This window comes from Klebsiella sp. CN_Kp113 (assembly GCF_040064585.1).
GTDB classification, from domain to species: domain Bacteria; phylum Pseudomonadota; class Gammaproteobacteria; order Enterobacterales; family Enterobacteriaceae; genus Klebsiella; species Klebsiella michiganensis.
Genome location: NZ_JBEAID010000010.1, coordinates 98803 through 121898 on the forward strand (window position 1 = coordinate 98803; position 23096 = coordinate 121898).

Genomic DNA, 23096 nt, shown 5'->3' on the forward strand with positions numbered 1-23096 from the left:
CGATACGGGGCCGCGATAAGTCACATTATGGTACGTCCGGCAGTCGACAGCGGGCAATTTCCCATTATGATAGTGGGGCTGCGATTGAATGAGAGGATGCATGATCTGGTTAGGACTGGCCACGCTGATAGTGGTATTTGTTGTGGGATTTCGGGTGCTTACCTCTGATTCACGCCGTGCGATTCGTCGTCTGAGCGAACGATTAGGCATTACGCCGGTACCGCTGGAATCGATGATCGATCAGCTGGGAAAAACCGCCGGCAACGAGTATCTGCGCTACCTGGAGCGGCCGAATGAAGCGCATTTGCAAAATGCCGCGCAGGTGCTGCTGATCTGGCAGGTCGCTATCGTCGACGGCAGCGAGCAGAACCTGCACTACTGGTATCGGCTGATGAAAAAGTCCCGCCTCGCGGCGCCGATTACCGAAGCGCAAATCCGCCTGGCACAAGGTTTTCTTCGCGAGCTGGAGCCGGAAGTGAGCGACCTGCACGCTTTGCAGGAGCGCTATAACGCGCTGTTTTTGCCGGAGGATGGCGTCCACTGGCTGCACTGATATCACTTTCCGGTGCACTGTTGGCTTCGTTAAACGTCACGCCGACGAGGCCACCGGTGCATAAGTCATCGCAACAAAGCCATCATGCCAGTACCTCTAACCCATGTTTTTGCACGATGGTGAGTAATTTCAGTGCCAGCCCACCGGGGCGTTTTGCCCCGCTTTCCCATTTTTGGACCGTGGAAACGCTGGTGTTCAGATAGCGGGCAAAAACCGGCTGACTGACGTTGAGTTGGTCACGTAGAGCCTTAATTTCACCAGGTTGGAAATCGCTTACGCGGCTGATGCATGTTTCATCAAAGCTGCGCATTGTCTCCTGCGCGATCGCATCAACACTGTATAAACCTGCTGCAGCGCTATGGATAGCTTCAAAGGCGGGGCTTTTGAATTTAGTTTTTGCAGTCATGACAAATCTCCACCAATTCTTTTCTCTTAACCAATGCCGCCATTTTCTCCTCGCTGAGAAGGGAATAATGCCTGGCTAACTCACGGAACGCCGCGAGTTCTCGGTTATCGATATTGGCGATATCCTGTTTGGCGTATAAAAATGTGTAAAACCAATGCTCAGCGCCCTTTGCCAGAATAATTGCGCGATCGCGATTTTTATTGAGGCGTTTTTTGTAAACGCCGCCACCAAGGTTATCTGCTTTTCCCTGGAGAGTGGCTTCAATCGCTTTGCAGAGTTCGCCATCATCAATCGCATGGGCCCGGGCTTCCCTGGTAAACCATTTCGTTTTAAAAACACGCATTGGCTGACATCCTGTAACCATAAATATAGCACTAAGTGCTATGTTATTTCTTCCTCTTACTGTTCTGAAATACCTAAGAACGTGATTTTCCGGTTATGCGAGCAGCTACGCAGGAGCTTTGCAAGGCCTGAAAAGTTGTCAAAACGTTAAATTCGTCACATTTAAAATGTTACACTGCGCGGCTTCCCCGTGTTCAACCATGCAGGTAACTTATGACTCCTTCGAATGCCTCTACGCCACAGGCTCATCAGTCGGCGCGACCCAACTGGTCGGCGGTTTTTGCGGTGGCCTTCTGCGTGGCCTGCCTGATTACCGTTGAGTTCCTGCCGGTAAGCCTGCTCACGCCGATGGCGCAGGATTTAGGCATCTCCGAAGGGGTTGCCGGACAGTCGGTCACCACCACGGCGTTCGTGGCGATGTTTGCCAGCCTGTTTATCACCTCGATCATCCGCAGTACCGATCGCCGCTATGTGGTGATTCTGTTTTCGGTTCTGCTGACCCTTTCCTGCCTGCTGGTCTCTTTTGCTAACAGCTTTGCGTTATTGCTGCTCGGCCGCGCCTGCCTCGGGCTGGCGCTGGGCGGTTTTTGGGCGATGTCGGCGTCGCTCACCATGCGGCTGGTGCCGATGCGCGTGGTGCCCAAAGCCCTGTCGGTCATTTTTGGCGCGGTATCGATAGCGCTGGTGATCGCCGCGCCGCTGGGCAGCTTTCTCGGTGGGATTATCGGCTGGCGTAACGTCTTTAACGGCGCCGCGGTGATGGGGGTGGTCTGTACGATTTGGGTGCTGAAGGCGCTGCCGTCTCTGCCGGGCGAGTCGACCTCGGCGCAGCAAAATATGTTCGGCCTGCTAAAGCGCCCCGGCGTGATGGCCGGGATGTGCGCCATTTTTATGGCCTTCGCCGGCCAGTTCGCCTTCTTTACCTATATTCGCCCGGTGTATATGACGCTGGCGGGCTTTGACGTTGACGGCCTGACGCTGGTGCTGTTGAGCTTCGGCATCGCCAGCTTCGTCGGCACCTCGCTCTCTTCGATGCTGCTCAAAAGATCGGTGAAAGCGGCGCTGGCGGTTGCCCCGGTGGTGCTGGCCATCAGCGCGGCGGTGCTGGTACTGTGGGGGGAGAGTAAAATCGTGGCGTCGACGGTTGCCGTTATCTGGGGCTTTGCCTTCGCGTTGATACCGGTTGGCTGGTCAACGTGGATCACCCGCTCCCTGTCCGATCAGGCGGAGAAAGCCGGGTCGATTCAGGTGGCGGTGATCCAGCTGGCCAACACCTGCGGCGCCGCGGTTGGCGGCGTGGCGCTGGATCACCTTGGTCTGCTCTCGCCGCTGGTCCTCTCCGGTACGTTGATGCTGCTGACCGGCCTGCTGGTGGCGACGAAAGTACGAGTGTAATGGGGCCGCAGTCAGGCGAATCGTCAATAAAACTACGGGCGTTCGCCCTGCGCCAGACGACGGTTGATGTCGGCAATCACGCCCGGCAAATCCGCCAGCGTATCTACCACATAGTGCGCCCCGGCGGCGTACAGCTTCCCGGCGGCGTGCTCGCGGCGGGCGGCGATCTCTTCGGCGCTCATCTGCTGATATTCCTCCCAGCTGGCGCCGAATTCGTTACCGGAAACCGCCAGACCCACGCTCCACATTCCGGCGTTTAATCCTTCGGTAATGCCGGGAGCGGAATCATCAACCTTGACGCAGTGGGCTACCGAGTCGATGCCGAGGACAATGACGTTCTGTAACGCCATCCACGGGCCTGGCCGCCCCCCGACGGCGAGGTCGTCCGTCGCCACCCAGTGGTCAGGCGCATAGCCCTGCGCGGCGGCGGCCGGCGCCAGCTTTTCCATCACCAGACGCGGATAGCCGGAACAGGAGCCAATTTTTATGCCTTCGGCGCGCAGCGCGGCAATGGTGTCGACAACCCCGGCGATCGGCGCAGAAAAATCGACAACTTTGGCAATCTGCAGCGGCATAAAAGCAGCATAGATCGCGTCGATATCGGCAGCGTTCATCGCCCGGCCAAACTTCGCTTGCCAGCGGGCGTCCACGGCGGGCAGTTTCCCCAGCGCTTCAATATGCTGCCATTTGCCGAGACCCATCGGCACCCTGGCTTCTTCGAGCGTAATCTCCACGGCAAAAGCCTGACGGAAGGCCTCAACGAAAATCTGCGTCGGCGCGAAGGAGCCAAAGTCGACGGTGGTGCCTGCCCAATCAAGAATAACGGCGTTAATACGGTTCATGACGGTTCCTTAGCATTGCCAGTACATGGCGTTTTTGATGGCCGCCAGCAGGGCGGTGATGTCGGCGTCGTACACTTCGCCGATGTTGCCGATACGGAAGCAGTCGCTTTGCGACACCTTGCCCGGATAGATCACGAAACCCTGCTCTTTAAGCCGCTGGTAGAAATCCTTAAAGCGATACTGCGGCGCATCCGGGGAGTAAAACGCGGTGATGATCGGCGAGTGCAGGCTATCGTCGAGCAGCGGCTGAAAGCCTAGCGTACGCATTCCCGCCACCAGACGCCGCTGGTTCGTGCTGTAACGCTGATGACGTGCGCGCACGCCGCCTTCCTCCGCCAGCTCCTTCAGCGCCTGGGCAAAGGCCAGCACGGTATGGGTCGGTGAGGTGAAGCGCCACTTGCCGTGGTTATCCTCCATGCAGCGCCACTGGGCGTACAGATCCAGCGACAGCGAGCGCGAGCGGCCCTGGCAGTTTGCCAGTTCCGCCTCCCGGGCAATGACGAAGGCAAAGCCCGGCACACCCTGAATGCATTTGTTGGCGGAGCTGATCAGATAATCGATATTCAGGGCGGCGACGTCCATGGGAATGCCGCCGAAGCTGCTCATGGCATCGACGATGTAGCGTTTGTCGTAACGTTTCGCCAGCGCGGCGACCTCTTCGATCGGGTTGAGCATGCCGGTCGTGGTTTCGCTATGCACCATGGCGATATGGGTGATCGCCGGGTCGGTTTGCAGGATCCGTTCGATCGCCGCCGCGTCCGGCCGCGCCACTTCGCCGCAGTCGTAGGGATGGTGCGCAATGCACATCAGTTTCGCCATCTCGATCATGCGCGCGCCGTAGGCGCCGTTGCTGATAATCAGCACTTTCCCCTGCGCGCCGATCGCGCTACCGAGCACCGCTTCAACCGCGTAGCTGCCGCTGCCTTGCAGCAGCACTGAGGTGTAGCCGTTAGCGGGCGTCGCCAGTTCCACCAGCCGTTGGCGAATGACCTGAACGACGCCGAGATTGTAGTCGTCGTCCCAGGTACAGCTATCGAACAGCATCGCCTCTTTTACCGTACGGGAAGTGGTTAGCGGTCCGGGCGTCAGCAGCAGATAATTACGCGAAGTCATTGTTTTCACCATTTGGTCTATACCAGATGTTTTTTATAATGACGATCGTGCCCCGAAAAGGTCAAAGGGAAAGTAGCGCTGCAACAAAAAATTCATCTGGTTATGTATAATGAGCGCATCAAATTTGGCCGCGAGCGAACATGAAATCACCCTCTGGCGAGACGCCACAGTATCTGCTGATCAAGGCGCAGCTTCAGGCGCGTATTCAAAACGGCGCGTTGAAGAGCGGCGATAAGCTGCCGTCCGAGCGCGAGCTGTGCGCGCTGTTCAACACCACGCGTATTACGGTGCGTGAGAGCCTGGCGCAGCTTGAGTCCAGCGGCGTGATTTATCGCGCCGACCGCCGCGGCTGGTTTGTTACGCCGGAGCGCTTGTGGTTGGATCCGACGCAGAATACCAACTTCCACAAGCTGTGCCTGGAACAGGGGCGGGAGCCGAAAACGGTGCTGCTCGACGGTCGTCTGGCCGCCGTTCCGCTGGACGTTATGGCGCCGCTGGCGCTGCAGCCGTTCGACCAGATCTACCTGCTCACCCGACTGCGCCATGCTGACGGGCGGGCAATCTGCTACTGTGAAAATCACTGCCTGCCGGCCAGGGTTCCGGAGCTGCTGCGCCATGATTTAAACGGCAGCCTGACCGAAATTTATCAGACCCACTATGACCTGATATATACCAGTATGCATCTGTCGTTCTGGCCCACCTCAATGCCGCCCCAGGCCGCGGAAGCCCTGGGGGTGATGGAAGGGCGGCCGGCGCTGCTCTTGCGCCGCCTCAACTACGATCAGCACGGGCGAATTCTCGATTACGATATTGAGTACTGGCGCCACGACAGCCTGCGTATTGAAGTCGATACCCATTGATTTTATTGGTCCAGCCCGAGCGTTTTCCCGGGTTGCGGCTGGCGCCTTACCCGGGCTACGGGTTTACCGCCGTTTGCGGACGGGTAGCCCGGGTATTGAATGCCTGTCGCGGGCGCCCCAGTGGCGCTGCGCTGACCGGGCTACGGGTTTACCGCTGACTGCGGACGAGTAGCCCGGACAGGCGCGTCAAGCGCCGCCTCCGGGAGGGAGTCTTCTGCTCCGGCGTCATCCTTTCGCCACACTTCATTCATCGTTTTGTCATAAACCCCGGGTAGCGTGAAAAACAATCTGGTCTACACCAGAATGACTAACTACTCGATGAGGCATATACGATGAAACTCTCCCGACTTGCCCTGCTGTCCCTGTTCGCGCTGACCAGCTCTCCGGTCTGGGCAGATGGCATCGTCACGGTTTACTCCGCTGACGGCCTGCACGATGGTGATAACAGCTGGTACCAGCACCAGTTCGCCGCTTTCACCAAAGCAACGGGCATCAAGGTGCAGTACGTGGAAGGCGGTTCCGGGGCGATTGTTGAACGCCTGGCAAAAGAGCGCACCAACCCTCAGGCCGATGTGCTGGTGACGGTGCCGCCGTTTATCCAGCGTGCCGCGAAAGAACAGCTGTTGGCCGAATTTCAGCCGCAGGACAGCGCCCGGATCCCGGGCGTACACGACCGCTACTCGCCGCTGGTGAATAACTATCTGACCTTTATCTATAACAGTAAGCTGCTGAAAACCGCGCCGGCCAGCTGGCAGGATTTGCTCGATAGCCGCTTCAGGAACAAACTGCAGTACTCGACGCCGGGGCAGGCGGGTGACGGTACGGCGGTCATGCTACAGGCGTTTCACAGCATGGGGAGCAAAGAGGCGGGGTTCGATTATCTCGGTAAGCTCCAGGCCAATAACGTTGGTCCGTCTGCTTCCACCGGTAAGTTGACCGCGCTGGTCAATAAAGGCGAGCTGTACATCGCTAACGGCGATCTGCAAATGAACCTGTCGCAGATGGCGCGTAATCCGAATGTGCAAATCTTCTGGCCAGCGGACGCGCAAGGCGAACGCAGCGCGCTGGCGCTGCCCTATACCATCGGCCTGGTGCAGAACGGTCCGAACGGCGAAAACGGTAAAAAGCTGATTAACTTCCTGCTCGATAAATCCGCTCAGTCCAGCGTCAGCGCGCTCTCCTGGGGTCTGCCGGTGCGCAGCGACGTGACGCCGGAAGACGCTAACTTTAAAGCGGCGAAAGCGGCGCTTAACGGTGTGAAAAGCTGGGAACCCAACTGGGACGACGTTGCGGTTTCGCTGTCGGCGGATATTGCCCGCTGGCATAAAGTGACGGACAGCGAGTAAGCGTGATGTTAATGAAAACGACCGCTCCCCCCACCCCGTCGCTGGCGGGGACGTCCGGAATTACTCTCGACGCGCTGCGCGTTTCTTATCACGGCAACGTGGTGCTGAAGCCGCTGACATTAACCATTGAACCCGGTGAGGTGCTGGCGCTGATCGGCCCTTCGGGCTCCGGGAAAACCACGGTGCTGCGGGCGATAGCCGGTTTTGTGCAGCCTGCCGGTGGTCGAATTTTGCTTGGCGACACGGATATCACCCACCTGCCGCCGTATCAACGCGGCCTTGGTATGGTGGTTCAAAACTACGCCCTGTTTCCGCACATGAAGGTAGAAGATAACGTCGCCTTCGGCCTGCGGGCGCAGAAGCAGCCCAAAGCGCAGATCGCTGAACGGGTTCAGGAAGCCCTGAAAATCGTCGGCATGGCGGATTACGCCAGCCGCTATCCGCACCAGCTTTCCGGCGGCCAGCAGCAGCGCGTCGCGATTGCCCGCGCCATCGCCGTGCGTCCGCGGGTATTGCTGCTTGATGAGCCGCTCTCGGCGCTGGATGCGCAAATCCGTCACAACATGGTGGAGGAAATTGCCCGTCTGCACCGCGAACTGCCGGAGCTGACCATTCTCTACGTCACCCACGATCAGACTGAAGCCCTGACCCTGGCGGACAAGATTGGCATCATGAAAGACGGCTCGCTCATTGCCCACGGCGAAACCCATCAGCTTTACCACTATCCGCCTAATCGTTTTAGCGCTGAGTTTCTCGGACGTGCCAATATCCTGCAGGCGACGGCGCTGACAGATACCGCGGGACCTGGCCTGGTCAGCGTCAGCTGCGGCGGCGGATTGATCGCCGCGTTCAGCCGCGGCGGCCAGCATGGCAACAATAAGCTGCTCTGTATTCGCCCGCAGCATATGAGTCTCGCGCCGCGATCGGCCACCAGCAACCGGCTGAACGCCATCCTGACCTCCGTGCACTGGCAGGGCGATTTGACCCATCTGCTATGCGACGTGGCGGGGGAGGCGGTGCGTATCGTGATGACCCACGTGAACCCGCTGCCGCGTGCGGGCGACAGGCTGGCGCTCTATTTTGAACCCAACGATGCGGTCCTGATTGAGGTGTCATAATGTCGCAGATCTTAACGCTCCCGCGTCGCTCTGTTCATCTGCGGCCCTTACTGTGGCTGCTGCCGCCGCTGCTGGTGCTGGCGACCCTGTTTTTCTACCCGCTGCTGCTCATCGGCGAACAGGCGCTGCGCGATACCGAGGGTCATCTGGGCCTCGAAACCTTCTGGCAGGTGGTGGAGTCCCGGCGCTTTCTCAGAGCATTGCTCAATACCTTGCAAATCGCGGTTATCGCGACATCAGGCTGCCTGCTGCTCGGCAGCGTACTGGCGCTGATTCTGGTGTTTATCCCGTTTCCCGGTAGCCAGCTGATTAGCCGGATAATTGATACCTTTATTGCGCTGCCGACCTTTCTCATCACCCTGGCTTTCACCTTTATTTACGGCTCCGCTGGTCTGCTGAACGGGACGCTGATGTCGCTGTTTGCTTTTGAACTGCCGCCGGTGGATTTTCTCTATTCGATTCAGGGGGTCATACTGGCGGAAATGACCGTCTTCACCCCTCTGGTGATGCGCCCGCTGATGGCCGGGCTGCGGCAGATTGATAAAAGCCAGCTTGAAGCGGCGAGCATCCTCGGCGCGCATCCGCTGCGGGTCATCGGCCAGGTGATTTTTCCGGCGGTGCTGCCGGCGCTAATGGCGGGCGGCAGCCTGTGTCTGCTGTTGACCACCAACGAGTTCGGCATCGTGCTGTTTATCGGTGCCAAAGGGGTAAATACTCTACCGATGATGGTCTACAGCAAGGCTATTCTCGAGTCGGACTACAGCGTCGCCTGCATGATTGCGCTGATTAATATTCTGCTGTCGCTGGGGCTGTTTATGCTCTATCGGCTGGCCGCCGCGCGTACCGGCGTGAGGAGCTAACGATGTTGATTTGGTCGCGTAAAGGCCGTACGGCGGCGGGAGCGCTGGCGGTGACGCTGTTTGCCGGGTTTTTCTTCCTGCCGCTGGCGGTGATTTTGATGTCCAGCCTGAGCCAGCAGTGGAACGGCCTGCTGCCGTCCGGCTTTACCCTCGGACACTTTGTTAACGCGTTTCGCGGCGCCGCGTGGGATGCGCTCTTTTCCAGTCTGATGGTCGGGTTTTGCGCCAGCCTGTTTGCTCTGCTGTGCGGCATGTGGGCTGCGCTGTCCCTGCGGCAGTACGGTGCGAAGCTGCAAAAATACCTTGGGCTGATGTTCTATCTGCCAAGCGCCATCCCATCCGTTTCTGTGGGTCTTGGCATTCTGGTGGCCTTCAGCCAGGGACCGCTGCAGATGAACGGCACCTTTTGGATCGTTCTGGCGGCGCACTTCGTGCTGATTTCCGCGTTTACCTTCAGCAACGTTTCCACCGGTCTGGCGCGGATTTCCGCCGATATTGAAAACGTCGCCTCCAGCCTCGGGGCATCGCCGTGGTATCGTCTGCGCCACGTCACGCTGCCGCTGATGACGCCATGGATGATTTCGGCACTGGCGTTAAGCCTGTCGCTATCGATGGGGGAGCTGGGCGCGACGGTGATGATCTACCCGCCGGGCTGGACAACGCTGCCGGTGACGATTTTTAGCCTGACCGATCGCGGCAATATTGCCGATGGTTCGGCGCTGACCATCGTGCTGGTGGGCGTCACGCTGCTGCTGATGATTAAGCTTGAACGCATCGCCCGCCGGATGAGCCAGAGGTAATCTCCGGCTCCTTTTGCAAACCGCCTAAGCCAGCGGTAGCCGGGGTAAGGCGTTACGCCGCAACCCGGGGAATGCGCCGGGATGAATATATCGATGCGGCTTCTTCCCGGCTCGCGCTGCGCTTAGCCGGGCTACAGGTTACGATCTGATAGCCCGGATCGGGCTCTGACGCCGCGACCCGGGATGGTTTCACTCTCTTAGAACCACGCCTCAAACATGCCGCCGACGTTCAGCGAATCCAGCTGCTCGTCTTTGGTGCCGTTAACCTTCGCGGTGCGCTTGTTATCCACCTGGCCGCCGGTCACGTAGAAGCGCAGCATCGGGCGGAACTCCGGCCCCATACCGATGGCGATGTTCTGCGACAGCGTCAGCTTCCAGCCGTGGTTATCGCCGCCCTGGTCGTAATCGACGCGCTGGTAGCCCGCTTCCAGCCAGGTGGAGTGCACATCGTTCCAGAAGTACATCGGACGGACAATGGCGCCGTAGTTTTTACGGTTATCGGTGTTGTCCTTGCCGTTGTCATAGTCGTGGAAGGCCAGCAGATATTCGATCTGCGCCTGCTGGGTGAATTTATGCAGCCCTTCAAAGCTGGCGTAAATCGCGGTCAGGTCATCGGTTTTGTTGTAGACGCTGTTATCCGAGTTATCGGAGTAGCGCAGGATCACTTTATTGACGCCGCTGTCGTTGGTGTGGCTGAGCACCAGCCCGCCCTGCCAGGCGTCGAGACGTTCGTCGCTGTCCACCGCTTTCGAATCGAAACCGTAGTTGGCGTAAACCTCAACGTCGATCGGCCCGGCCTTGATGTTGTGGGTTTTGGTGGTCAGGGCGTAGTGGCCGTTATCGCCGGTACCGGAGCCGCCGGTACAGGTGATGCGCGACGGGTTGGCCTCGTCGGCCATCACTTCCGGGCTACAGGACTCCACCTGCGACACTCCCGCCACGTCAAACTGCACGCCGCCGATATCAAAGTTCTTCACCCCGGCGCCCTGGCCGTCGTGGTTCATCCAGAAGTAGTCGTTGATCCCCTGTTGCGGGCGCTGATGGAAGTCGCGGCCGGCCCAGATATAGGCGTTGGGGTTAGACTCCAGCACGTTGGTGACGCCGACGTAGGCTTTTTTCAGGTTAACTTCATCGCTCCAGTGGTCAAACATGACGTTGATATCCCAGATAGCGCCTTTACTGCTCTTGAAGGCTTTGGTTATCTGGAATTCGCCGCCGTTGCCTTCGTTGCCTAAACGGCCGATCGCCGAAGCGCCGTTATAGGAGCCATCCACGCCGACAAACTTCTGATCGCCGGTCTGGAACTGCGCGCCGTAGCGGGCGTAGCCGCTGAACTTCAGGCCGAAGGGGATCGCCATATCCGGCGTGGCCGCGGTGGTCTGCGGGTTGGTGATAACATCCACTTTTTTATCAGCCGCGGCGTCGATTTTCGCCTGGCGTTCGGCCAGGGCTTTATCGACGGCTTTCGCCACAATGGCGTCGATCTGTTCTTGAGTAAATTCTTGTGCGAATACGGAAATTGGGCACAGCGCGGCGACGACCGCCATGGTTAATGGCAGCATTTTTACAGTTTTCATCATTATCTCGCTTTTAATAATTTATATATATCCTAAATAGTTCGAGTTGCAGGACAAAACGGTTAACCGTTTTGAACAGCGCTTGCGCTGGCCCCGTAAGGGGCGAGGCCTTAGGCCGAGTAACGCGGCAAGGGAGTGAATCCCGATGAGCTTACTTTGGTAAGTGATTCGGGTAAGCGAGCGCAGCCAACGTACATGCAGCTTGAAATATGACGGATATATTTAGATAATAGCTATCCCGCCAGGATAAGCTGGTATATTTAGTTCGGGTACAGTTGCTAAATATTGATATAAATTAACGCTGGTATAAATGAATTAACTCTTCCGAAAATTCACGGACGAGCAGTGAATTCATTAAGTGATCCTGAGCATGGACCATAATTAACGTCATCTGCTGGCGCGCTTCGCCAGCGTCCTGCTCGATAAGCCGGGTCTGCATCTGGTGCGCCCGGCGGGCGTAGCCATCGGCTTCATTCAGAAGCAAGCGCGCTTCATCTATATTACCGTTGCGGGCGCAATGGAGCGCTTCAAAACATAATGAGCGTGACTGGCCCGCATTAACGATAATTTCCATTACCGCATCTTCTAATTCAATCATGATAGATCCTGAGGTCATTAACTTTATTCTTTAAATAATGCAGTGAAAGTCCCTTTTCCACATTATTTATGCCGTCATTTTAAATATAATATTAAATATAGAGATTAATTATTGGCTGACCGTTTCGGCAACCGGCACTGCGGCTTTTGCTTTTTCAACTTCAGTTTTCATTAACGAGCGTTCATAGGCGCGCAGGAAGGGCAGGTAGATTACCGCCGACATCACCATGCAAATTAAACACATCACCACCGGGCTTAGCGTCCAGTTTGCAGCCCATGATGCGCCGATAGGCGCCGGCGTCGTCCACGGCGTCAGCGAAACGACCTGGCTGAGCCAGCCGAGGCGCGTCGCCCCGTAAGCCAGAACGGCGTTAATCATCGGCACAAAGACGAACGGGATAAACATCATCGGGTTCATGATAATCGGCGCGCCGAACAGAATCGGTTCATTGATATTAAAGAAGCTCGGTACGATACCCATTTTGCCAATGGTGCGCAGGTGGGTGACGCGGCTACGCAGCAGCAGGAACGCCAGCGGAAGCGTGGAGCCGACGCCGCCAATCAGCAGGTAGTGGTCCCAGAAACCCTGCAGATAGACATGCGGCAGAGCCGCACCGGCCGCCAGCGCTGCCTGGTTCGCCGACAGGTTGGCCATCCAGAAGGGGTTCATAATGCCGGTCACGATCAGCGAGCCGTGGATCCCGGCGAACCAGAAGATCTGGCACATCAGGACGGAAAGCAGAATCGCCGGCAGGGAGTCAGAGGCGGAAACCAGAGGCTCCAGCAGATGCATAATCGCCTGCGGCAGGATCATACCGGTCTGCGCTTCGATAAACAGATTCAGCGGATGCAGGGTCGCGATCACCACCAGCACCGGGATAAGGATTTCAAACGAACGCGCAACGCCGGTCGGCACTTCTTTCGGCAGGCGAATCGTAATGTTGTTCTGCTTTAGCCAGGCGTAAACGCGAGTGGAATAGATGGCGGTGATCAAGGCGGTAAAAATACCCTGACCAGAGAGGTACTGGGTGGAGATTTTGCCATCGGCGTACGGCGCGGCAACCAGTAAGAAAGCCATAAACGCCAGCAGACCGGACATCACCGGGTCGAGCTGGAACTGGCGTCCCAGGCTGGCGCCGATCCCTACCGAAATAAAGAACGTCATCACGCCCATGCTGAGGTTAAACGGCAGCATCAGCTGTTCGCGATACTGCTGGGAGAAGTCCAGCCAGCCGCGGGCGAAACCGTTAGTGGTATCCGGGGAAAAAGGCGGAAAGATAAATACCAGCATGAATGAGCCGATGATCATAAACGGCAATGCGGCAGTGAAACCATCGCGAATCGCGATAACGTATTTCTGCTGCCCAAGGCGTCCTGCCAGCGGGGTAATTGATTGCTCGATCGCGGCAATCATGGACTGATACAGAGAACTCATTTGCACACCTCTTAATGCGCTTCAATCAGCGACAGGGCATAATCCAGGACGTTGTCTCCCCGCTGCATTCCGTAATCCATGGCGTTAATCGGCTGGACCGGAATATTCAGGGGAGCGGCTTTCTCAGCTAAGTTTTTCAGCATGTATTTCACCTGTGGTCCAAGAAGCACCACCTGGTATTGCGGAAACTGCATGTCAAATTCGGAAACTCCGTAGGCGTCAATCTGCACCGGCAGGTTACGTTCCTTCGCGGCATCAACCATCTTTCTGACCAACAGGCTGGTGGACATTCCGGCAGAGCAGCACAGCATAATCTTGTACATCGACGATCGTCCTCAAAATGTAAAAAGTTATTGCGTGGATGATTTGATATCAGACGGAAACCGGTTTCCATTTATAAAAAACAGAACTGTGATAACCGTCAAGATCTGTCAGTCAAAGGGCGTGTTAATTAGATTTGGCTCACAAATTTTCCTGGTTTTTGCTACGATTTTCCATGAAACGGAAAATCGGTTTCCAAATAAAAAGGGAAACGGATATACTGCCGCTGGTTATTATTGAAGCGATTCAGGTTTAAGGATTTACAGGGATCGGATTGGCCCTGTCAGGGGAAAATAATGTCTACAATCAACGATGTATCACGGTTAGCTGGGGTGTCTAAAGCCACAGTCTCTCGGGTGTTGAGTGGTTCGCGCGGCGTAAAGGAAGCCAGCCGACAGGCGGTATTGCAGGCGGCGGAAGCGCTTAACTACCGGCCGAATATGATCGCGCAATCTTTGCTGAGTCAGACCACCGGCTGCATCGGCGTCATTTGCGCCCAGGACAACATTAATCAAACCACCAGCTATCTCTACGCGCTGGAAAAACAGCTCAGCCAGCACCAGATGCATCTGCTGCTGCGTTTTGCCAATAGCCGCGGCAGAGTGCTCCATTCGCTGGAAGAGTTGACCTGCGGCCTCTGCGATAATGTGTTAATCATCGGCGCGCGGTTTCCGCTCAATATCGACCGGCCCGACGTAGTGCTGATTGACTGCCTGGAAAGTGACGCAACGAATAGCATTCAGTTTGACCACGCCTTTGCGGCGGAAACGGCCTGCAACTATCTGATAAGCCAGGGGCGGCGGCAGATTGCGCTGATTCATCCTCAGGCTAACGGCTTTGCTGACCAGGTTCTGCTGGGCTACAAGCACGCGCTGGAAAAGAATTTTCTGCCGTTCAATCGCAACCTGGTTTTTCTCGACAGCCATTCGCCGTCCGTGGCGGTTCAGGAGCTGGTGAACAACGCAACCACCCTGAATTTTAATGCGTTATTGGTTGCCAACGAGCAGCAGGCGCAGCTGGTGGTGCCGCAGCTCCAGGCGTTTAATCGCGCGGTGCCGGAAAAAGTCATGGTGTTCAGCCTGGCGGGCTCGTTACAGCTGCCCGGTATTCCGACGATTCCGGCGATTGAATATTCCATGGACGCGATGGCCAGCCAGATAGTCAACTGGCTGACCGAGAAGACGCAAATGCTCGCTAGCAGCCCGCTGCGCGGAGATTTGATCATTCCGAACCGCTAATGGTGACGCCTCCGCGCCCGGTGCTAGGGCGTTGGGCACTGAATGCCGCTAATGGCCTTCTGATAAGCGGCGCTGTTGTTTTTATCCAGCGCCCGCGTCGCGCTTTGTACGGCGGTCTTATTTTCCGCTGATTCCAGCACGCGGTTAGCAAACTGCGTATCATCCAGCGCGCTGCTGGCAGGGCAATTTTTCCTCACATCTTTCACTATCTGCTGCTTTTGCTGTTCAAACTTCAGCCCGGAGAGCGGTGCAGCTGTCGCCACGCTGGAGAACATCAGACTGGCTGCCAGCGAAAGCGCAAAACTCATTCTCTTCATTACGGATATCCTTATTTTTATTAAAGGGTTCCTCTAACTATAGACGCATTCCTGAACCAACATTTTGCGCGCTGGTTTCCATAAGAATGAGTCTGTTTCAGCCGCTGAAATTTATCTTTCGTAGCGGCAAGCAAAGCCGTTGATGCGCAGGTGTTTGCGCTTTTTGGGACGGATATATTCCAGCCATTACGTTTCAGGGATGGCGGACCATGACGCAAAAAGGAACCCCCTCGACGCCACACGATGCGGTTTTTAAACAGTTTTTATCGCATCCCGAGTGCGCCAGGGATTTTATCGAGATTCATCTGCCCGCTTCGCTGCGCCAGCTGTGTAATCTGCAAACGCTCAAGCTGGAGTCCGGCAGCTTTATTGAGGCCGATTTGCGCGCCAGCTACTCCGACGTGCTGTGGTCGCTGAAAACCCGCGACGGCGACGGCTATATCTATGTGGTGATTGAACATCAGAGCACGCCGGATGCGCATATGGCATTCAGGCTGATGCGCTACGCGCTGGCGGCGATGCAGCGTCATCTGGATGCCGGGCATAAAACGTTGCCGCTGGTGGTGCCGATGCTGTTTTATCACGGCGCGAAAAGTCCCTATCCCTTCTCGCTTTGCTGGCTGGATGAGTTTACTGATACGCAGACGGCGCGACGACTTTATGCCGCCGCTTTCCCGCTGGTGGATATTACGGTGGTGCCGGATGACGACATTATGCAGCACCGGCGCGTGGCGCTGCTGGAGCTGATTCAAAAGCATATTCGCCAGCGCGATTTACTTGGCCTGGTGGAGCGATTAGCCGAGCTGTTGGTTAAAGGTTGCGCTAATGACAGCCAGCTGAAAGCGCTGTTTAATTACATGCTGCAGTGCGGCGATGCGCCTCATTTTGGTGAATTTCTTCACGAGGTCGAGCGGCGCGTTCCTCAACATAAGGAGGTACTCATGACGATTGCGGAAAGGCTACGGCAGGAAGGGAGACAAGAAGGCAAGTTGGAGGGCAAGTTAGAAGGTAAACAAGAGGGTAGACAAGAAGAAGCGTTGCGTATTGCTCGTTCATGTCTGGAACAGGGATTTGAGCGCGAGCTGGTGCAGGTGGTTTGTGAGCTGTCGGATGACGACCTGAAGATGCTGCAAACTCAGGTCGCAGCCTCTCCTGGCCGATAATCGTCAGGCCGTTTTAACCCGCCGCCGCGAATCCATGGCGATCAGCACCACCGACGAGAGAATCAGCAGCGTGCCCAGCCAGTCCGGGAGAGTAAAAGTGATGCCGAGCAGCAGCAGGGAGAGCAGGGCGCTACTCAGCGGCTCCGCGCAGCTGAGGATCCCCGCCTTCGCGCCGCCAATCTTCTGCGCGCCGTTCAGATAGAGGCTGAAGGTCAGCGAGGTGCCGATGACCACCAGGTAGAAAAAGGCCAGCAGCAGGCCGCCGGTCACCACAAAATGGTTGCCCTGTCCGGCGTAGAACGGCAGCAGCATCGCGCCGCCGAGCAGCATGCTCCAGCCGACAATCGGCAGCGTGCCGTAGCGGGCAATCAGCGTCGAAGGATAAGTCGTATAAAAAGCGGCGGCAAACGCCGAAGCAATCCCCCAGAATAGCGCCGTGGGGGAAATCGACAGCGTCGTCGGGTTGCCGTGGGTCACCAGCAGGAAAGTGCCCGCCAGCGAGGTGGCGATGGCCGCGAGCACCAGCGGGCTGGGGCGCGTTTTGCGGGCGATGGCAAACCAGGCGACGATAATCGTCGGCGACAGAAACTGCAGCACCGTCGCGGTGGCGGCGTTGGATTGCTCGATAGTCATCAGAAAGGTGTACTGCACGGTAAGCGCGCCGAACAGCGAAAAAATCAGCAGACTGACGGCGTCTTTGCGGTTTTGCAGGACGCGGAAAATCTTATCGCCGTGGAAGAACGAGAGCATCAGAAGGATCAGGCCGGCGAACAGCAGGCGCGTCATGGTCAGAAACGGCGATGACATCTGGCTTTGCTGCATAATATATTGCGCACAGACGCCCGAGCTGCCCCACAGTACGGCGGCGATCAGTACGTTCAGCATCCCTTTTTTGCTGGAGCCCATCTTTCCCTCAGGTGAAAATAGCGCGAAAGCAGTATCATAGCATGAGCACGCGCGGGAAGCGGGGCAGGAAAGGGTAGTCGGAGTATTTGCGTGCCCCTTGCGGCGGAAGATCGTTGGGTTTGGCGATCTGACGCGTAAGCTTGTAGCGAGTTAGATCCCGTCGAAAAGAAAATCCATTGAAGCTTTAACGACTTCGCGCTGGTGATTCAGATTACAAACTTCTTCACCCAGAACACGATGTGGGATGCTGGCGAGTTCGTGAGTCATCACGACGTATTCTTCCCCTTCTACGGTGACAAGCGGTGTTAAACGATCGGCGCGTGGACCTTTATAGTTTTTCAGTGGAAACAGTGGAATCACGACCCGAGTATTGCGCTTGCCGATAATGTCACTCTGTACATCAAGGAGGTAAGGATACGCAGCAATTCGACCTGTATTCTTATAAACGTAATACTGCATATTTAGAACGTCCTGTATTCATCAGAGAGAAGTCCATTTTCCTCAGTTAAATTATTGAGGTAGTCGATTGCCTGGGCATTTTCTTTTTGCCAGCGGGCTATTTCGAGGCTGTGGATTTCGCTTTTTAGAGCGTTAGTCAACGTTAGAGACAGATTGATGCCGACCTCACGAGCCTGTTTAACCAGGCCTGGGTCCAGTGTCACGCTGACGTTCTGCTTATTGCGTTTTGCGGCTGGCATAGGGAATCTCCTGTGTAATCTACACGTGTAGATTACACAGAAATAAATAAACCCGCCATTCGGCGGGTTAAAAAAGATTCAATTTTTATGCGCCGGACGCGCCTCTTAGCTCAAATCAACGTTTTTACTGCCGAACAGCCAGGTCAGGGCGAAGCCGCACAGGTAAGAGACCGCCAGCCCGGCGGCATACACCGCCATTCCGGCGTAAATCCCGCTGCCGGAGGTCATCAGCGGCAGCGCCACCAGCCCCGACGGGCCAAATACCGTATTCAGGCCGACCGGTAGCCCCAGCCAGGCGATGAGCCCGAGGAAGAAACCGCCGCAGGCGCCGCCGAGGCAGGCGGTGATAAAGGGCTTCATGCGCGGTAGCGTCACGCCGTAAATCAGCGGTTCGCCGATGCCGAGAAAGCCGGGAATAATCGCCCCTTTAATCTGCGTGCGCAGCAGAGAACCGTGCTTCGCCCGCCAGAACAGCGCCAGCGCCGCACCAACCTGTCCGGCCCCGGCCATGGCCAGAATCGGAAACAGCGAGTTAAACCCCTGGGCATCCACCAGCGCGAAATAGACCGGCACGAAGCCCTGATGGACGCCGAACATCACCGCCAGCAGGAACAGGCCGGCCAGTACCGCAGAGCCGAACGGGTTACCGTTAAGGTGCAGAAACAGCCATGACATCCCGGTGAACAGCCAGCCGCCGATAGGCATAATGACGGTAAAGGTGATCGCGCCCATGATCAGCAGCGTCACCGCCGAGGTGAGGATCATATCGAGGTTGGCAGGCATGATGCGGCGTACCTGTCGTTCCACCCACGCGCCGATAATCGCGGCGATAAGCACGCCGATAATATTGCCGCGCGGGTCAATACCGTGGCCGAAGAAGGTGGAAATCCCGGAATAGAAGCCGCTGGTGGCTTCCGGGTTATAGCCGAGAACAAACAGCGCAGCGATGATGGCCCCGTTGACCCCGGAGCCGCCGAAGGCTTTCTGGGCGTTATAGCCGATCAGGATACTCAGGAAGGTAAACATCCCTTTGCTGAACACCTTCATGTAGCCGATCAGCGCCATCAATGTCGCGTTCGGATGCGCGTTTTCGAGGACAAATATCTGCTCCGCCAGGGTCGCGAACCCCAACAGCAGGCCGACGGCGATAAAGCCGGGAATGAGCGGGGTGAAGATGGTGGCGAATTTCGCGAGGAATTTTTGAATACCGCTGGTTTGCTTGCTCTTCAGCGCCTGTTTCTTTTCGGCGGCGACATCGGCCAGCGATGGCGCATCCGCCGGGGCCTCTTCCAGTAACGCATTCATCATTTCCGCCGCGCTTTGCGCCTTGCCGGGCCCAAGGACGACCTGGAACTGTTCATCGCTAACGATCACCCCCATTACGCCGTCAATCTGGCGGATGGCGGCGCTATCGGCCCGTGATTCATCGCGCAGGGTCAGGCGCAGCCGGGTCATACAGTTGCCCGCCTGCGCGACGTTCCCGGCTCCGCCAACGTGCTGCAGGATCCGCGCTATCATCTCTTTATTTATTTTTGCCATTGCAGATTACCCGTGAGTCAGCGGTCAGGAGTGGCTCAGCGCCTTGCGGATATAGCCGTTATTTTTTGCCAGCAGCGCCTGGGCATCCGCGGCGCTTAAATCAGCCAGCACCATCACAATCGCCGTTTTGCAGTGGCGATCGCAGGCTTCCAGCGCGCTCTGGGCGGTTGCGCGATCGCATTCGGTCGCTTCCATGACGATGGACACCTGGCGCTCGATAAGCTTGGCGTTGGTCGCTTCCACGTCCACCATCAGATTGCTGTAGACCTTGCCGATGCGGATCATCGCCCCGGTAGAAATCATATTCAGCACCAGCTTCTGCGCGGTGCCCGCCTTCAGGCGCGTTGAGCCGGTCACCACTTCCGGACCCACGACCGGCGTAATAGAGACGTCCGCCAGCTGGGCCATTTCGCCGTGCGGGTTACAGCTGACGATGGCGACAAAAGCGTTCTGGCTGTGGGCATACTCCATCGCGCCGATGACGTACGGCGTGCGTCCGCTGGCGGCCAGGCCGACCAGCACGTCGCGGCTGCTAAAGTTCAGGTTCTGCAGGTCCATCGCCCCTTGCGCTTTGTTGTCTTCGACGTTCTCTACGGCGCTCAGTATGGCTTTATGGCCGCCCGCGATAATGCCCACCACCTGCTCCGGGCGGGTGCCGAAGGTCGGCGGACACTCGCTGGCATCAAGGATCCCCAGACGCCCGGAAGTGCCCGCGCCAATGTAAATCAGTCGACCACCCGCCTGCAGCGCCGCCGCGACCTTATCCACCACCTGGGCAATTTGCGGCAGATAGGGGGTGATGGCGTGAGCCACCTGCTGGTCTTCCTGGTTAATCACCGTCAGCATCTCTTCGGTGGTGAGGATATCAATGTTGGCGCTATTGGCGTTGCGGCGCTCGGTCAGCAGTTTGCTCAGGTCGATACTCATAGGAACCTCTTTATTCACGGTGGCGGGCAGTATAAGGAATTAATTATTCCTTTCCTGTGAAGGTTATCACGATTGGTGTTGAAGGAATAATAGGAGATTACAGTACTGGCGGGAAAAATAGGGGTAATAAAATTGGAATATTTTATTACCCTGGAGGAGGTTATGCGATGGGGCGCGGCTTTTTCAGGCCAATCAGCAGCGCGGCCAGATAGCAAAGGGTCATCGCGAAGCTCATTTTGAGCATCGTTTCGCCGCCGAGACCGGCCAGCGGCGCGGCAATACCGCCGAACACAAACATCAGCGTGCCCATCAGGGCGGAAGCGGTGCCGGACTGGCGGGCGTGAATGGCGTTCATCGCTTCCGAGCCGGCAACGGTACTGATACCGCTCATCATGGAAACGGTAAAAAACAGGCCGACCAGCGCCAGCGTCGGCTGCGGTAGCCAGGCGAAGAGCAGGGTGATGGCGGCAAACGCCACCGCCAGCAGCTGGCCGCCGCGCAGCAGGGCTTCGGCGCTGAAGCGGCGCGCCAGGCGGGAAAAGATCAGCGCCGCGATAATCAGCCCGATACCGTTAAGGCCGAACAGCAGGCTGAACTGCATCGCGCTCATGGCATATTCGCTCTGGATAACGAACGAAGACGAGCCGATATACGAAAACAGCCCGGCCATCATAAAGGCCTGAATCAGGCAGTAGCGCATAAAGCGGCGGTTTTTCAGCACTGGCGCATCAGCCTGCTGCCGCGTAGCCGAGGCGGCGCTTTTGGCCGGCAGCGTTTCGTGCAGCACCGTCAGGCTGAGCAGCAGCAAGACAACGCCGATCGCCGCCATCGCCCAGAACAGGATACGCCAGTCGAAGGCGGTAATGATCCAGCCGCCGAGTACCGGTGAAAGCACCGGCGCAATGCCGTTAACGGTCATCAGCAGGGCGAAAAACTGGGTCAGCAGCGTACCCTGATACCTGTCGCGGGCGATGGAACGCGACAGCACTGAGCCGCCCGCGCCGGCGAAGCCCTGCAGAAAGCGCCAGGCGATCAGCATATGGATATCGTAGGTTATCGCGCACATCGCCGAGGAGAAGATAAACAGCAGCAGGGAGAGCGCCAGCGGCTTTTTACGGCCAATGCGGTCGCTCAGCGGGCCAAAAAACAGCTGTCCAAGGCCGAGGCCAATCAGCGCCGCGGTCAGCGAAAGCTGGGTCTGCGTGCCGGTGGCGCTGAGCTGCTGGGTGATTTCCGGCAGCGCGGGCAGATAGAAGTCGGTACACAGCGGCCCAATGGCGCTGAGCAAACCGAGAACCACGACCCAGGAGAGGGAAATTCGGGACATATCAACGGGCTCCTTGTCATCAAACCGGGCGTTGCCGCCCGGCAAAAGCGTTAGCTGGCGCCGCCTCCCAGCGACTGCCAGAGGGTAATGCGGTTTTCCAGATCCGTTTGCTGGAGAGAGATAAGCGTGGCCTGCGCCGACCACAGCGTCCGCTGGGCGGTCAGCACCGACAGATAATCTCCGACCCCGGCCTGATAGCTCTTCATCGCGATATTCAACGATTTCTGCTCCGCCGCGACGTATTTATTCTGCGCGTCCAGCTGTTCGCTGAGCGTTTCCCGGCGCGCCAGCGCGTCGGCGACATCCTTAAAGGCGCTCTGAATCGTCTTCTCATAGGTGGCGATCAGCCCCTTTTTCTCCGCTTCAGCATAGCGCAGCTGCGCCAGGTTGCTGCCGCCGGTAAACAGCGGCAGGCTGATGGACGGCGCGAATGACCACACCTGCATGCCGTGGCTGAACAGCGACGAGAGCGAGTCGCTGCCGACCCCGGCGCTGGCGGTCAGCGAGATGGACGGGAAGAAATTGGCCCGCGCCGCGCCGATATCGGCGTTAGCGCTCTTCAGATTATGCTCCGCTTCCTGGATATCCGGGCGGCGCAGTAGTACCGATGAAGAGACGCCCGCCGGCACCAGGGTGATACTCCGATCGCCAAGGCTTTCCAGCGTGCCGGGCAGCAGGCTATCCGGCACGGTTTCTCCGGCCAGCAGGTTGAGCGCGTTTTTATCCTGGGCCACCAGCGTGCGGTAGCTGGCGACGCTGGCGCGCGCCTGCTGATAAACGCTTTCGGCATCGCTCAGGTCTCCTGCCGAGGCGGTGCCGACTTCCATCTGGCGGGTGACGATGCGGCGCGAATTCTCCGCGCTGGCCATGGTGTCCTGCGCCAGCACCAGATTGCTGTTGTCCGCGGCGAGCGTTATCCACGCGGTGGTCAGATCGGCGATCATCGTCAGACGCGTATTCTGGGCGGTGAATTCGCTGGCAAGCCAGGTTTCCCGCGCCGCGCGCGTCAGGCTTTGGTTCTTGCCAAACAGATCCAGCTCGAAGCTGGAAACCGCGCCGTCAGCTTCCGCTGACGAGGTGAGGCCGCTGGCCACCGTTCTACTGCGGGTATGGCTCAGCTCGGCGTCGAGGGTCGGAAACAGCGAGGCGCGGGTTTCGCCAAACTGGGCGCGCGCGGCTTCGATATCGGCCAGCGCTTTCTGCACGTCGCGGTTGCTGGTCAAGGCGATGTTCACCACTTTTTTGAGGCGGGCGTCATTCACTACCTGCTGCCAGTCGCTGACTACCGCGGTTGCCTCGCCGTGGCTACCCGGCAGGGTCGCCGGGACAGGCGCGGCCGGACGTTCATAGTGCGGGTCGAGAGAGACGCAGCCCGCCGTCAGGAGCGCAACAAAAACTAAGGTAAAACGAAACATA

The 23096-nt window shown here is 57.6% G+C and carries 25 protein-coding genes; 9 read left to right on the forward strand and 16 right to left on the reverse strand.

Annotated features, from left to right (window positions below):
- Positions 1-100: 100 nt before the first annotated feature.
- On the forward strand, positions 101-553 hold the full coding sequence (locus tag ABLV30_RS04735) for a DUF1198 domain-containing protein (protein ID WP_009653860.1): 453 nt from the start codon (positions 101-103) through the stop codon (positions 551-553).
- A gap of 82 nt (positions 554-635) precedes the next feature.
- On the opposite strand, the gene ABLV30_RS04740 is transcribed toward ABLV30_RS04735, so the two are convergent.
- Together ABLV30_RS04740 and ABLV30_RS04745 are read right to left on the reverse strand one after the other, a co-directional pair.
- Positions 636-959, reverse strand: coding sequence for a DNA-binding transcriptional regulator (locus ABLV30_RS04740; protein ID WP_004126838.1), 324 nt, complete (start codon positions 957-959; stop codon positions 636-638).
- Positions 943-1302: a type II toxin-antitoxin system RelE/ParE family toxin gene (locus ABLV30_RS04745; RefSeq protein ID WP_025107572.1), complete on the reverse strand. Its 360-nt coding sequence runs from the start codon at positions 1300-1302 to the stop codon at positions 943-945. Before ABLV30_RS04745 ends, ABLV30_RS04740 begins: the two co-directional genes overlap by 17 nt.
- 212 nt (positions 1303-1514) lie before the next feature.
- Between ABLV30_RS04745 and nepI the strand changes: the two genes are divergently transcribed.
- Entirely contained in the window at positions 1515-2696 is a 1182-nt protein-coding gene (gene nepI, locus ABLV30_RS04750) for a purine ribonucleoside efflux pump NepI (RefSeq protein ID WP_049084188.1), read from the forward strand.
- A gap of 32 nt (positions 2697-2728) precedes the next feature.
- On the opposite strand, the gene phnX is transcribed toward nepI, so the two are convergent.
- Positions 2729-3538, reverse strand: coding sequence for a phosphonoacetaldehyde hydrolase (gene phnX / locus ABLV30_RS04755; RefSeq protein ID WP_064357593.1), 810 nt, complete (start codon positions 3536-3538; stop codon positions 2729-2731).
- A gap of 9 nt (positions 3539-3547) precedes the next feature.
- Entirely contained in the window at positions 3548-4651 is a 1104-nt protein-coding gene (gene phnW, locus ABLV30_RS04760) for a 2-aminoethylphosphonate--pyruvate transaminase (RefSeq protein WP_048262986.1), read from the reverse strand.
- A gap of 140 nt (positions 4652-4791) precedes the next feature.
- Here phnW and phnR point away from each other — a divergent pair, with 140 nt between their 5' ends.
- The 5 genes from phnR to phnV all read left to right on the forward strand — a co-directional run bounded on the left by phnR (position 4792) and on the right by phnV (position 9635).
- A complete protein-coding gene (gene phnR, locus ABLV30_RS04765) occupies positions 4792-5511 on the forward strand; it encodes a phosphonate utilization transcriptional regulator PhnR (RefSeq protein ID WP_009653851.1) in 720 nt (239 codons plus the stop codon).
- Positions 5512-5843: 332 nt separating this feature from the next.
- Positions 5844-6857, forward strand: a complete 1014-nt coding sequence (gene phnS / locus ABLV30_RS04770) for a 2-aminoethylphosphonate ABC transporter substrate-binding protein (protein WP_014227308.1) — start codon at positions 5844-5846, stop codon at positions 6855-6857.
- A gap of 5 nt (positions 6858-6862) precedes the next feature.
- Positions 6863-7975 (forward strand): 2-aminoethylphosphonate ABC transport system ATP-binding subunit PhnT, encoded by a 1113-nt coding sequence (gene phnT, locus ABLV30_RS04775; protein WP_064357595.1) that lies wholly within the window; start codon positions 6863-6865, stop codon positions 7973-7975.
- A complete protein-coding gene (gene phnU, locus ABLV30_RS04780) occupies positions 7975-8835 on the forward strand; it encodes a 2-aminoethylphosphonate ABC transporter permease subunit (protein ID WP_265801190.1) in 861 nt (286 codons plus the stop codon). Before phnT ends, phnU begins: the two co-directional genes overlap by 1 nt.
- A 2-nt stretch (positions 8836-8837) precedes the next feature.
- Positions 8838-9635 (forward strand): 2-aminoethylphosphonate ABC transport system, membrane component PhnV, encoded by a 798-nt coding sequence (phnV, locus tag ABLV30_RS04785; RefSeq protein ID WP_025107577.1) that lies wholly within the window; start codon positions 8838-8840, stop codon positions 9633-9635.
- A 197-nt stretch (positions 9636-9832) separates the two neighbouring features.
- Here phnV and ABLV30_RS04790 read toward each other — a convergent pair whose 3' ends face one another.
- From ABLV30_RS04790 to ABLV30_RS04805, 4 genes are all read right to left on the reverse strand, one after another.
- Positions 9833-11212: a carbohydrate porin gene (locus ABLV30_RS04790; protein ID WP_047722798.1), complete on the reverse strand. Its 1380-nt coding sequence runs from the start codon at positions 11210-11212 to the stop codon at positions 9833-9835.
- 295 nt (positions 11213-11507) lie between these two features.
- Positions 11508-11810: a PTS lactose/cellobiose transporter subunit IIA gene (locus ABLV30_RS04795; RefSeq protein WP_265801192.1), complete on the reverse strand. Its 303-nt coding sequence runs from the start codon at positions 11808-11810 to the stop codon at positions 11508-11510.
- 108 nt (positions 11811-11918) lie between these two features.
- On the reverse strand, positions 11919-13244 hold the full coding sequence (locus ABLV30_RS04800; protein WP_014227305.1) for a PTS transporter subunit EIIC: 1326 nt from the start codon (positions 13242-13244) through the stop codon (positions 11919-11921).
- A gap of 11 nt (positions 13245-13255) precedes the next feature.
- Positions 13256-13567: a PTS sugar transporter subunit IIB gene (locus tag ABLV30_RS04805; RefSeq protein ID WP_014227304.1), complete on the reverse strand. Its 312-nt coding sequence runs from the start codon at positions 13565-13567 to the stop codon at positions 13256-13258.
- A gap of 294 nt (positions 13568-13861) precedes the next feature.
- Between ABLV30_RS04805 and ABLV30_RS04810 the strand changes: the two genes are divergently transcribed.
- Entirely contained in the window at positions 13862-14803 is a 942-nt protein-coding gene (locus tag ABLV30_RS04810; protein ID WP_025107585.1) for a LacI family DNA-binding transcriptional regulator, read from the forward strand.
- Positions 14804-14826: 23 nt separating this feature from the next.
- Here ABLV30_RS04810 and ABLV30_RS04815 read toward each other — a convergent pair whose 3' ends face one another.
- Positions 14827-15120: a YicS family protein gene (locus ABLV30_RS04815; RefSeq protein ID WP_014227302.1), complete on the reverse strand. Its 294-nt coding sequence runs from the start codon at positions 15118-15120 to the stop codon at positions 14827-14829.
- Positions 15121-15329: 209 nt separating this feature from the next.
- Here ABLV30_RS04815 and ABLV30_RS04820 point away from each other — a divergent pair, with 209 nt between their 5' ends.
- Positions 15330-16283 (forward strand): Rpn family recombination-promoting nuclease/putative transposase, encoded by a 954-nt coding sequence (locus ABLV30_RS04820; protein WP_224384573.1) that lies wholly within the window; start codon positions 15330-15332, stop codon positions 16281-16283.
- A gap of 3 nt (positions 16284-16286) precedes the next feature.
- Here ABLV30_RS04820 and ABLV30_RS04825 read toward each other — a convergent pair whose 3' ends face one another.
- The 7 genes from ABLV30_RS04825 to ABLV30_RS04855 form a co-directional block, all read right to left on the reverse strand.
- On the reverse strand, positions 16287-17189 hold the full coding sequence (locus ABLV30_RS04825) for a DMT family transporter (protein WP_009654083.1): 903 nt from the start codon (positions 17187-17189) through the stop codon (positions 16287-16289).
- Between the two features lie 150 nt (positions 17190-17339).
- The gene (locus ABLV30_RS04830; protein WP_014227299.1) at positions 17340-17648 is read right to left on the reverse strand and encodes a CcdB family protein; all 309 of its coding nucleotides are present in this window, start codon (positions 17646-17648) and stop codon (positions 17340-17342) included.
- Positions 17649-17650: 2 nt separating this feature from the next.
- Complete coding sequence (locus tag ABLV30_RS04835) at positions 17651-17887, reverse strand: type II toxin-antitoxin system CcdA family antitoxin (RefSeq protein WP_014227298.1); 237 nt, start codon at positions 17885-17887, stop codon at positions 17651-17653.
- A 105-nt stretch (positions 17888-17992) separates the two neighbouring features.
- Positions 17993-19426 (reverse strand): PTS N-acetylmuramic acid transporter subunit IIBC, encoded by a 1434-nt coding sequence (gene murP / locus ABLV30_RS04840; protein ID WP_032718833.1) that lies wholly within the window; start codon positions 19424-19426, stop codon positions 17993-17995.
- 24 nt (positions 19427-19450) lie between these two features.
- The gene (gene murQ / locus ABLV30_RS04845; RefSeq protein WP_265801197.1) at positions 19451-20353 is read right to left on the reverse strand and encodes an N-acetylmuramic acid 6-phosphate etherase; all 903 of its coding nucleotides are present in this window, start codon (positions 20351-20353) and stop codon (positions 19451-19453) included.
- A 160-nt stretch (positions 20354-20513) separates the two neighbouring features.
- Positions 20514-21680, reverse strand: coding sequence for a multidrug effflux MFS transporter (locus ABLV30_RS04850; RefSeq protein ID WP_014227296.1), 1167 nt, complete (start codon positions 21678-21680; stop codon positions 20514-20516).
- A 50-nt stretch (positions 21681-21730) separates the two neighbouring features.
- Complete coding sequence (locus tag ABLV30_RS04855; RefSeq protein ID WP_265801200.1) at positions 21731-23095, reverse strand: efflux transporter outer membrane subunit; 1365 nt, start codon at positions 23093-23095, stop codon at positions 21731-21733.
- Between the last annotated feature and the right edge of the window lies 1 nt (position 23096).

Excerpts from the sequence above, each read along its gene's own strand:
- ABLV30_RS04735 (WP_009653860.1), top strand. The coding sequence starts at position 101 with ATGATCTGGTTAGGACTGGCCACGCTGATAGTGGTATTTGTTGTGGGA.
- ABLV30_RS04740 (WP_004126838.1), bottom strand. The coding sequence starts at position 959 with ATGACTGCAAAAACTAAATTCAAAAGCCCCGCCTTTGAAGCTATCCAT.
- ABLV30_RS04745 (WP_025107572.1), bottom strand. The coding sequence starts at position 1,302 with ATGCGTGTTTTTAAAACGAAATGGTTTACCAGGGAAGCCCGGGCCCAT.
- nepI (WP_049084188.1), top strand. The coding sequence starts at position 1,515 with ATGACTCCTTCGAATGCCTCTACGCCACAGGCTCATCAGTCGGCGCGA.
- phnX (WP_064357593.1), bottom strand. The coding sequence starts at position 3,538 with ATGAACCGTATTAACGCCGTTATTCTTGATTGGGCAGGCACCACCGTC.
- phnW (WP_048262986.1), bottom strand. The coding sequence starts at position 4,651 with ATGACTTCGCGTAATTATCTGCTGCTGACGCCCGGACCGCTAACCACT.
- phnR (WP_009653851.1), top strand. The coding sequence starts at position 4,792 with ATGAAATCACCCTCTGGCGAGACGCCACAGTATCTGCTGATCAAGGCG.
- phnS (WP_014227308.1), top strand. The coding sequence starts at position 5,844 with ATGAAACTCTCCCGACTTGCCCTGCTGTCCCTGTTCGCGCTGACCAGC.
- phnT (WP_064357595.1), top strand. The coding sequence starts at position 6,863 with ATGTTAATGAAAACGACCGCTCCCCCCACCCCGTCGCTGGCGGGGACG.
- phnU (WP_265801190.1), top strand. The coding sequence starts at position 7,975 with ATGTCGCAGATCTTAACGCTCCCGCGTCGCTCTGTTCATCTGCGGCCC.
- phnV (WP_025107577.1), top strand. The coding sequence starts at position 8,838 with ATGTTGATTTGGTCGCGTAAAGGCCGTACGGCGGCGGGAGCGCTGGCG.
- ABLV30_RS04790 (WP_047722798.1), bottom strand. The coding sequence starts at position 11,212 with ATGAAAACTGTAAAAATGCTGCCATTAACCATGGCGGTCGTCGCCGCG.
- ABLV30_RS04795 (WP_265801192.1), bottom strand. The coding sequence starts at position 11,810 with ATGATTGAATTAGAAGATGCGGTAATGGAAATTATCGTTAATGCGGGC.
- ABLV30_RS04800 (WP_014227305.1), bottom strand. The coding sequence starts at position 13,244 with ATGAGTTCTCTGTATCAGTCCATGATTGCCGCGATCGAGCAATCAATT.
- ABLV30_RS04805 (WP_014227304.1), bottom strand. The coding sequence starts at position 13,567 with ATGTACAAGATTATGCTGTGCTGCTCTGCCGGAATGTCCACCAGCCTG.
- ABLV30_RS04810 (WP_025107585.1), top strand. The coding sequence starts at position 13,862 with ATGTCTACAATCAACGATGTATCACGGTTAGCTGGGGTGTCTAAAGCC.
- ABLV30_RS04815 (WP_014227302.1), bottom strand. The coding sequence starts at position 15,120 with ATGAAGAGAATGAGTTTTGCGCTTTCGCTGGCAGCCAGTCTGATGTTC.
- ABLV30_RS04820 (WP_224384573.1), top strand. The coding sequence starts at position 15,330 with ATGACGCAAAAAGGAACCCCCTCGACGCCACACGATGCGGTTTTTAAA.
- ABLV30_RS04825 (WP_009654083.1), bottom strand. The coding sequence starts at position 17,189 with ATGGGCTCCAGCAAAAAAGGGATGCTGAACGTACTGATCGCCGCCGTA.
- ABLV30_RS04830 (WP_014227299.1), bottom strand. The coding sequence starts at position 17,648 with ATGCAGTATTACGTTTATAAGAATACAGGTCGAATTGCTGCGTATCCT.
- ABLV30_RS04835 (WP_014227298.1), bottom strand. The coding sequence starts at position 17,887 with ATGCCAGCCGCAAAACGCAATAAGCAGAACGTCAGCGTGACACTGGAC.
- murP (WP_032718833.1), bottom strand. The coding sequence starts at position 19,426 with ATGGCAAAAATAAATAAAGAGATGATAGCGCGGATCCTGCAGCACGTT.
- murQ (WP_265801197.1), bottom strand. The coding sequence starts at position 20,353 with ATGAGTATCGACCTGAGCAAACTGCTGACCGAGCGCCGCAACGCCAAT.
- ABLV30_RS04850 (WP_014227296.1), bottom strand. The coding sequence starts at position 21,680 with ATGTCCCGAATTTCCCTCTCCTGGGTCGTGGTTCTCGGTTTGCTCAGC.
- ABLV30_RS04855 (WP_265801200.1), bottom strand. The coding sequence starts at position 23,095 with ATGTTTCGTTTTACCTTAGTTTTTGTTGCGCTCCTGACGGCGGGCTGC.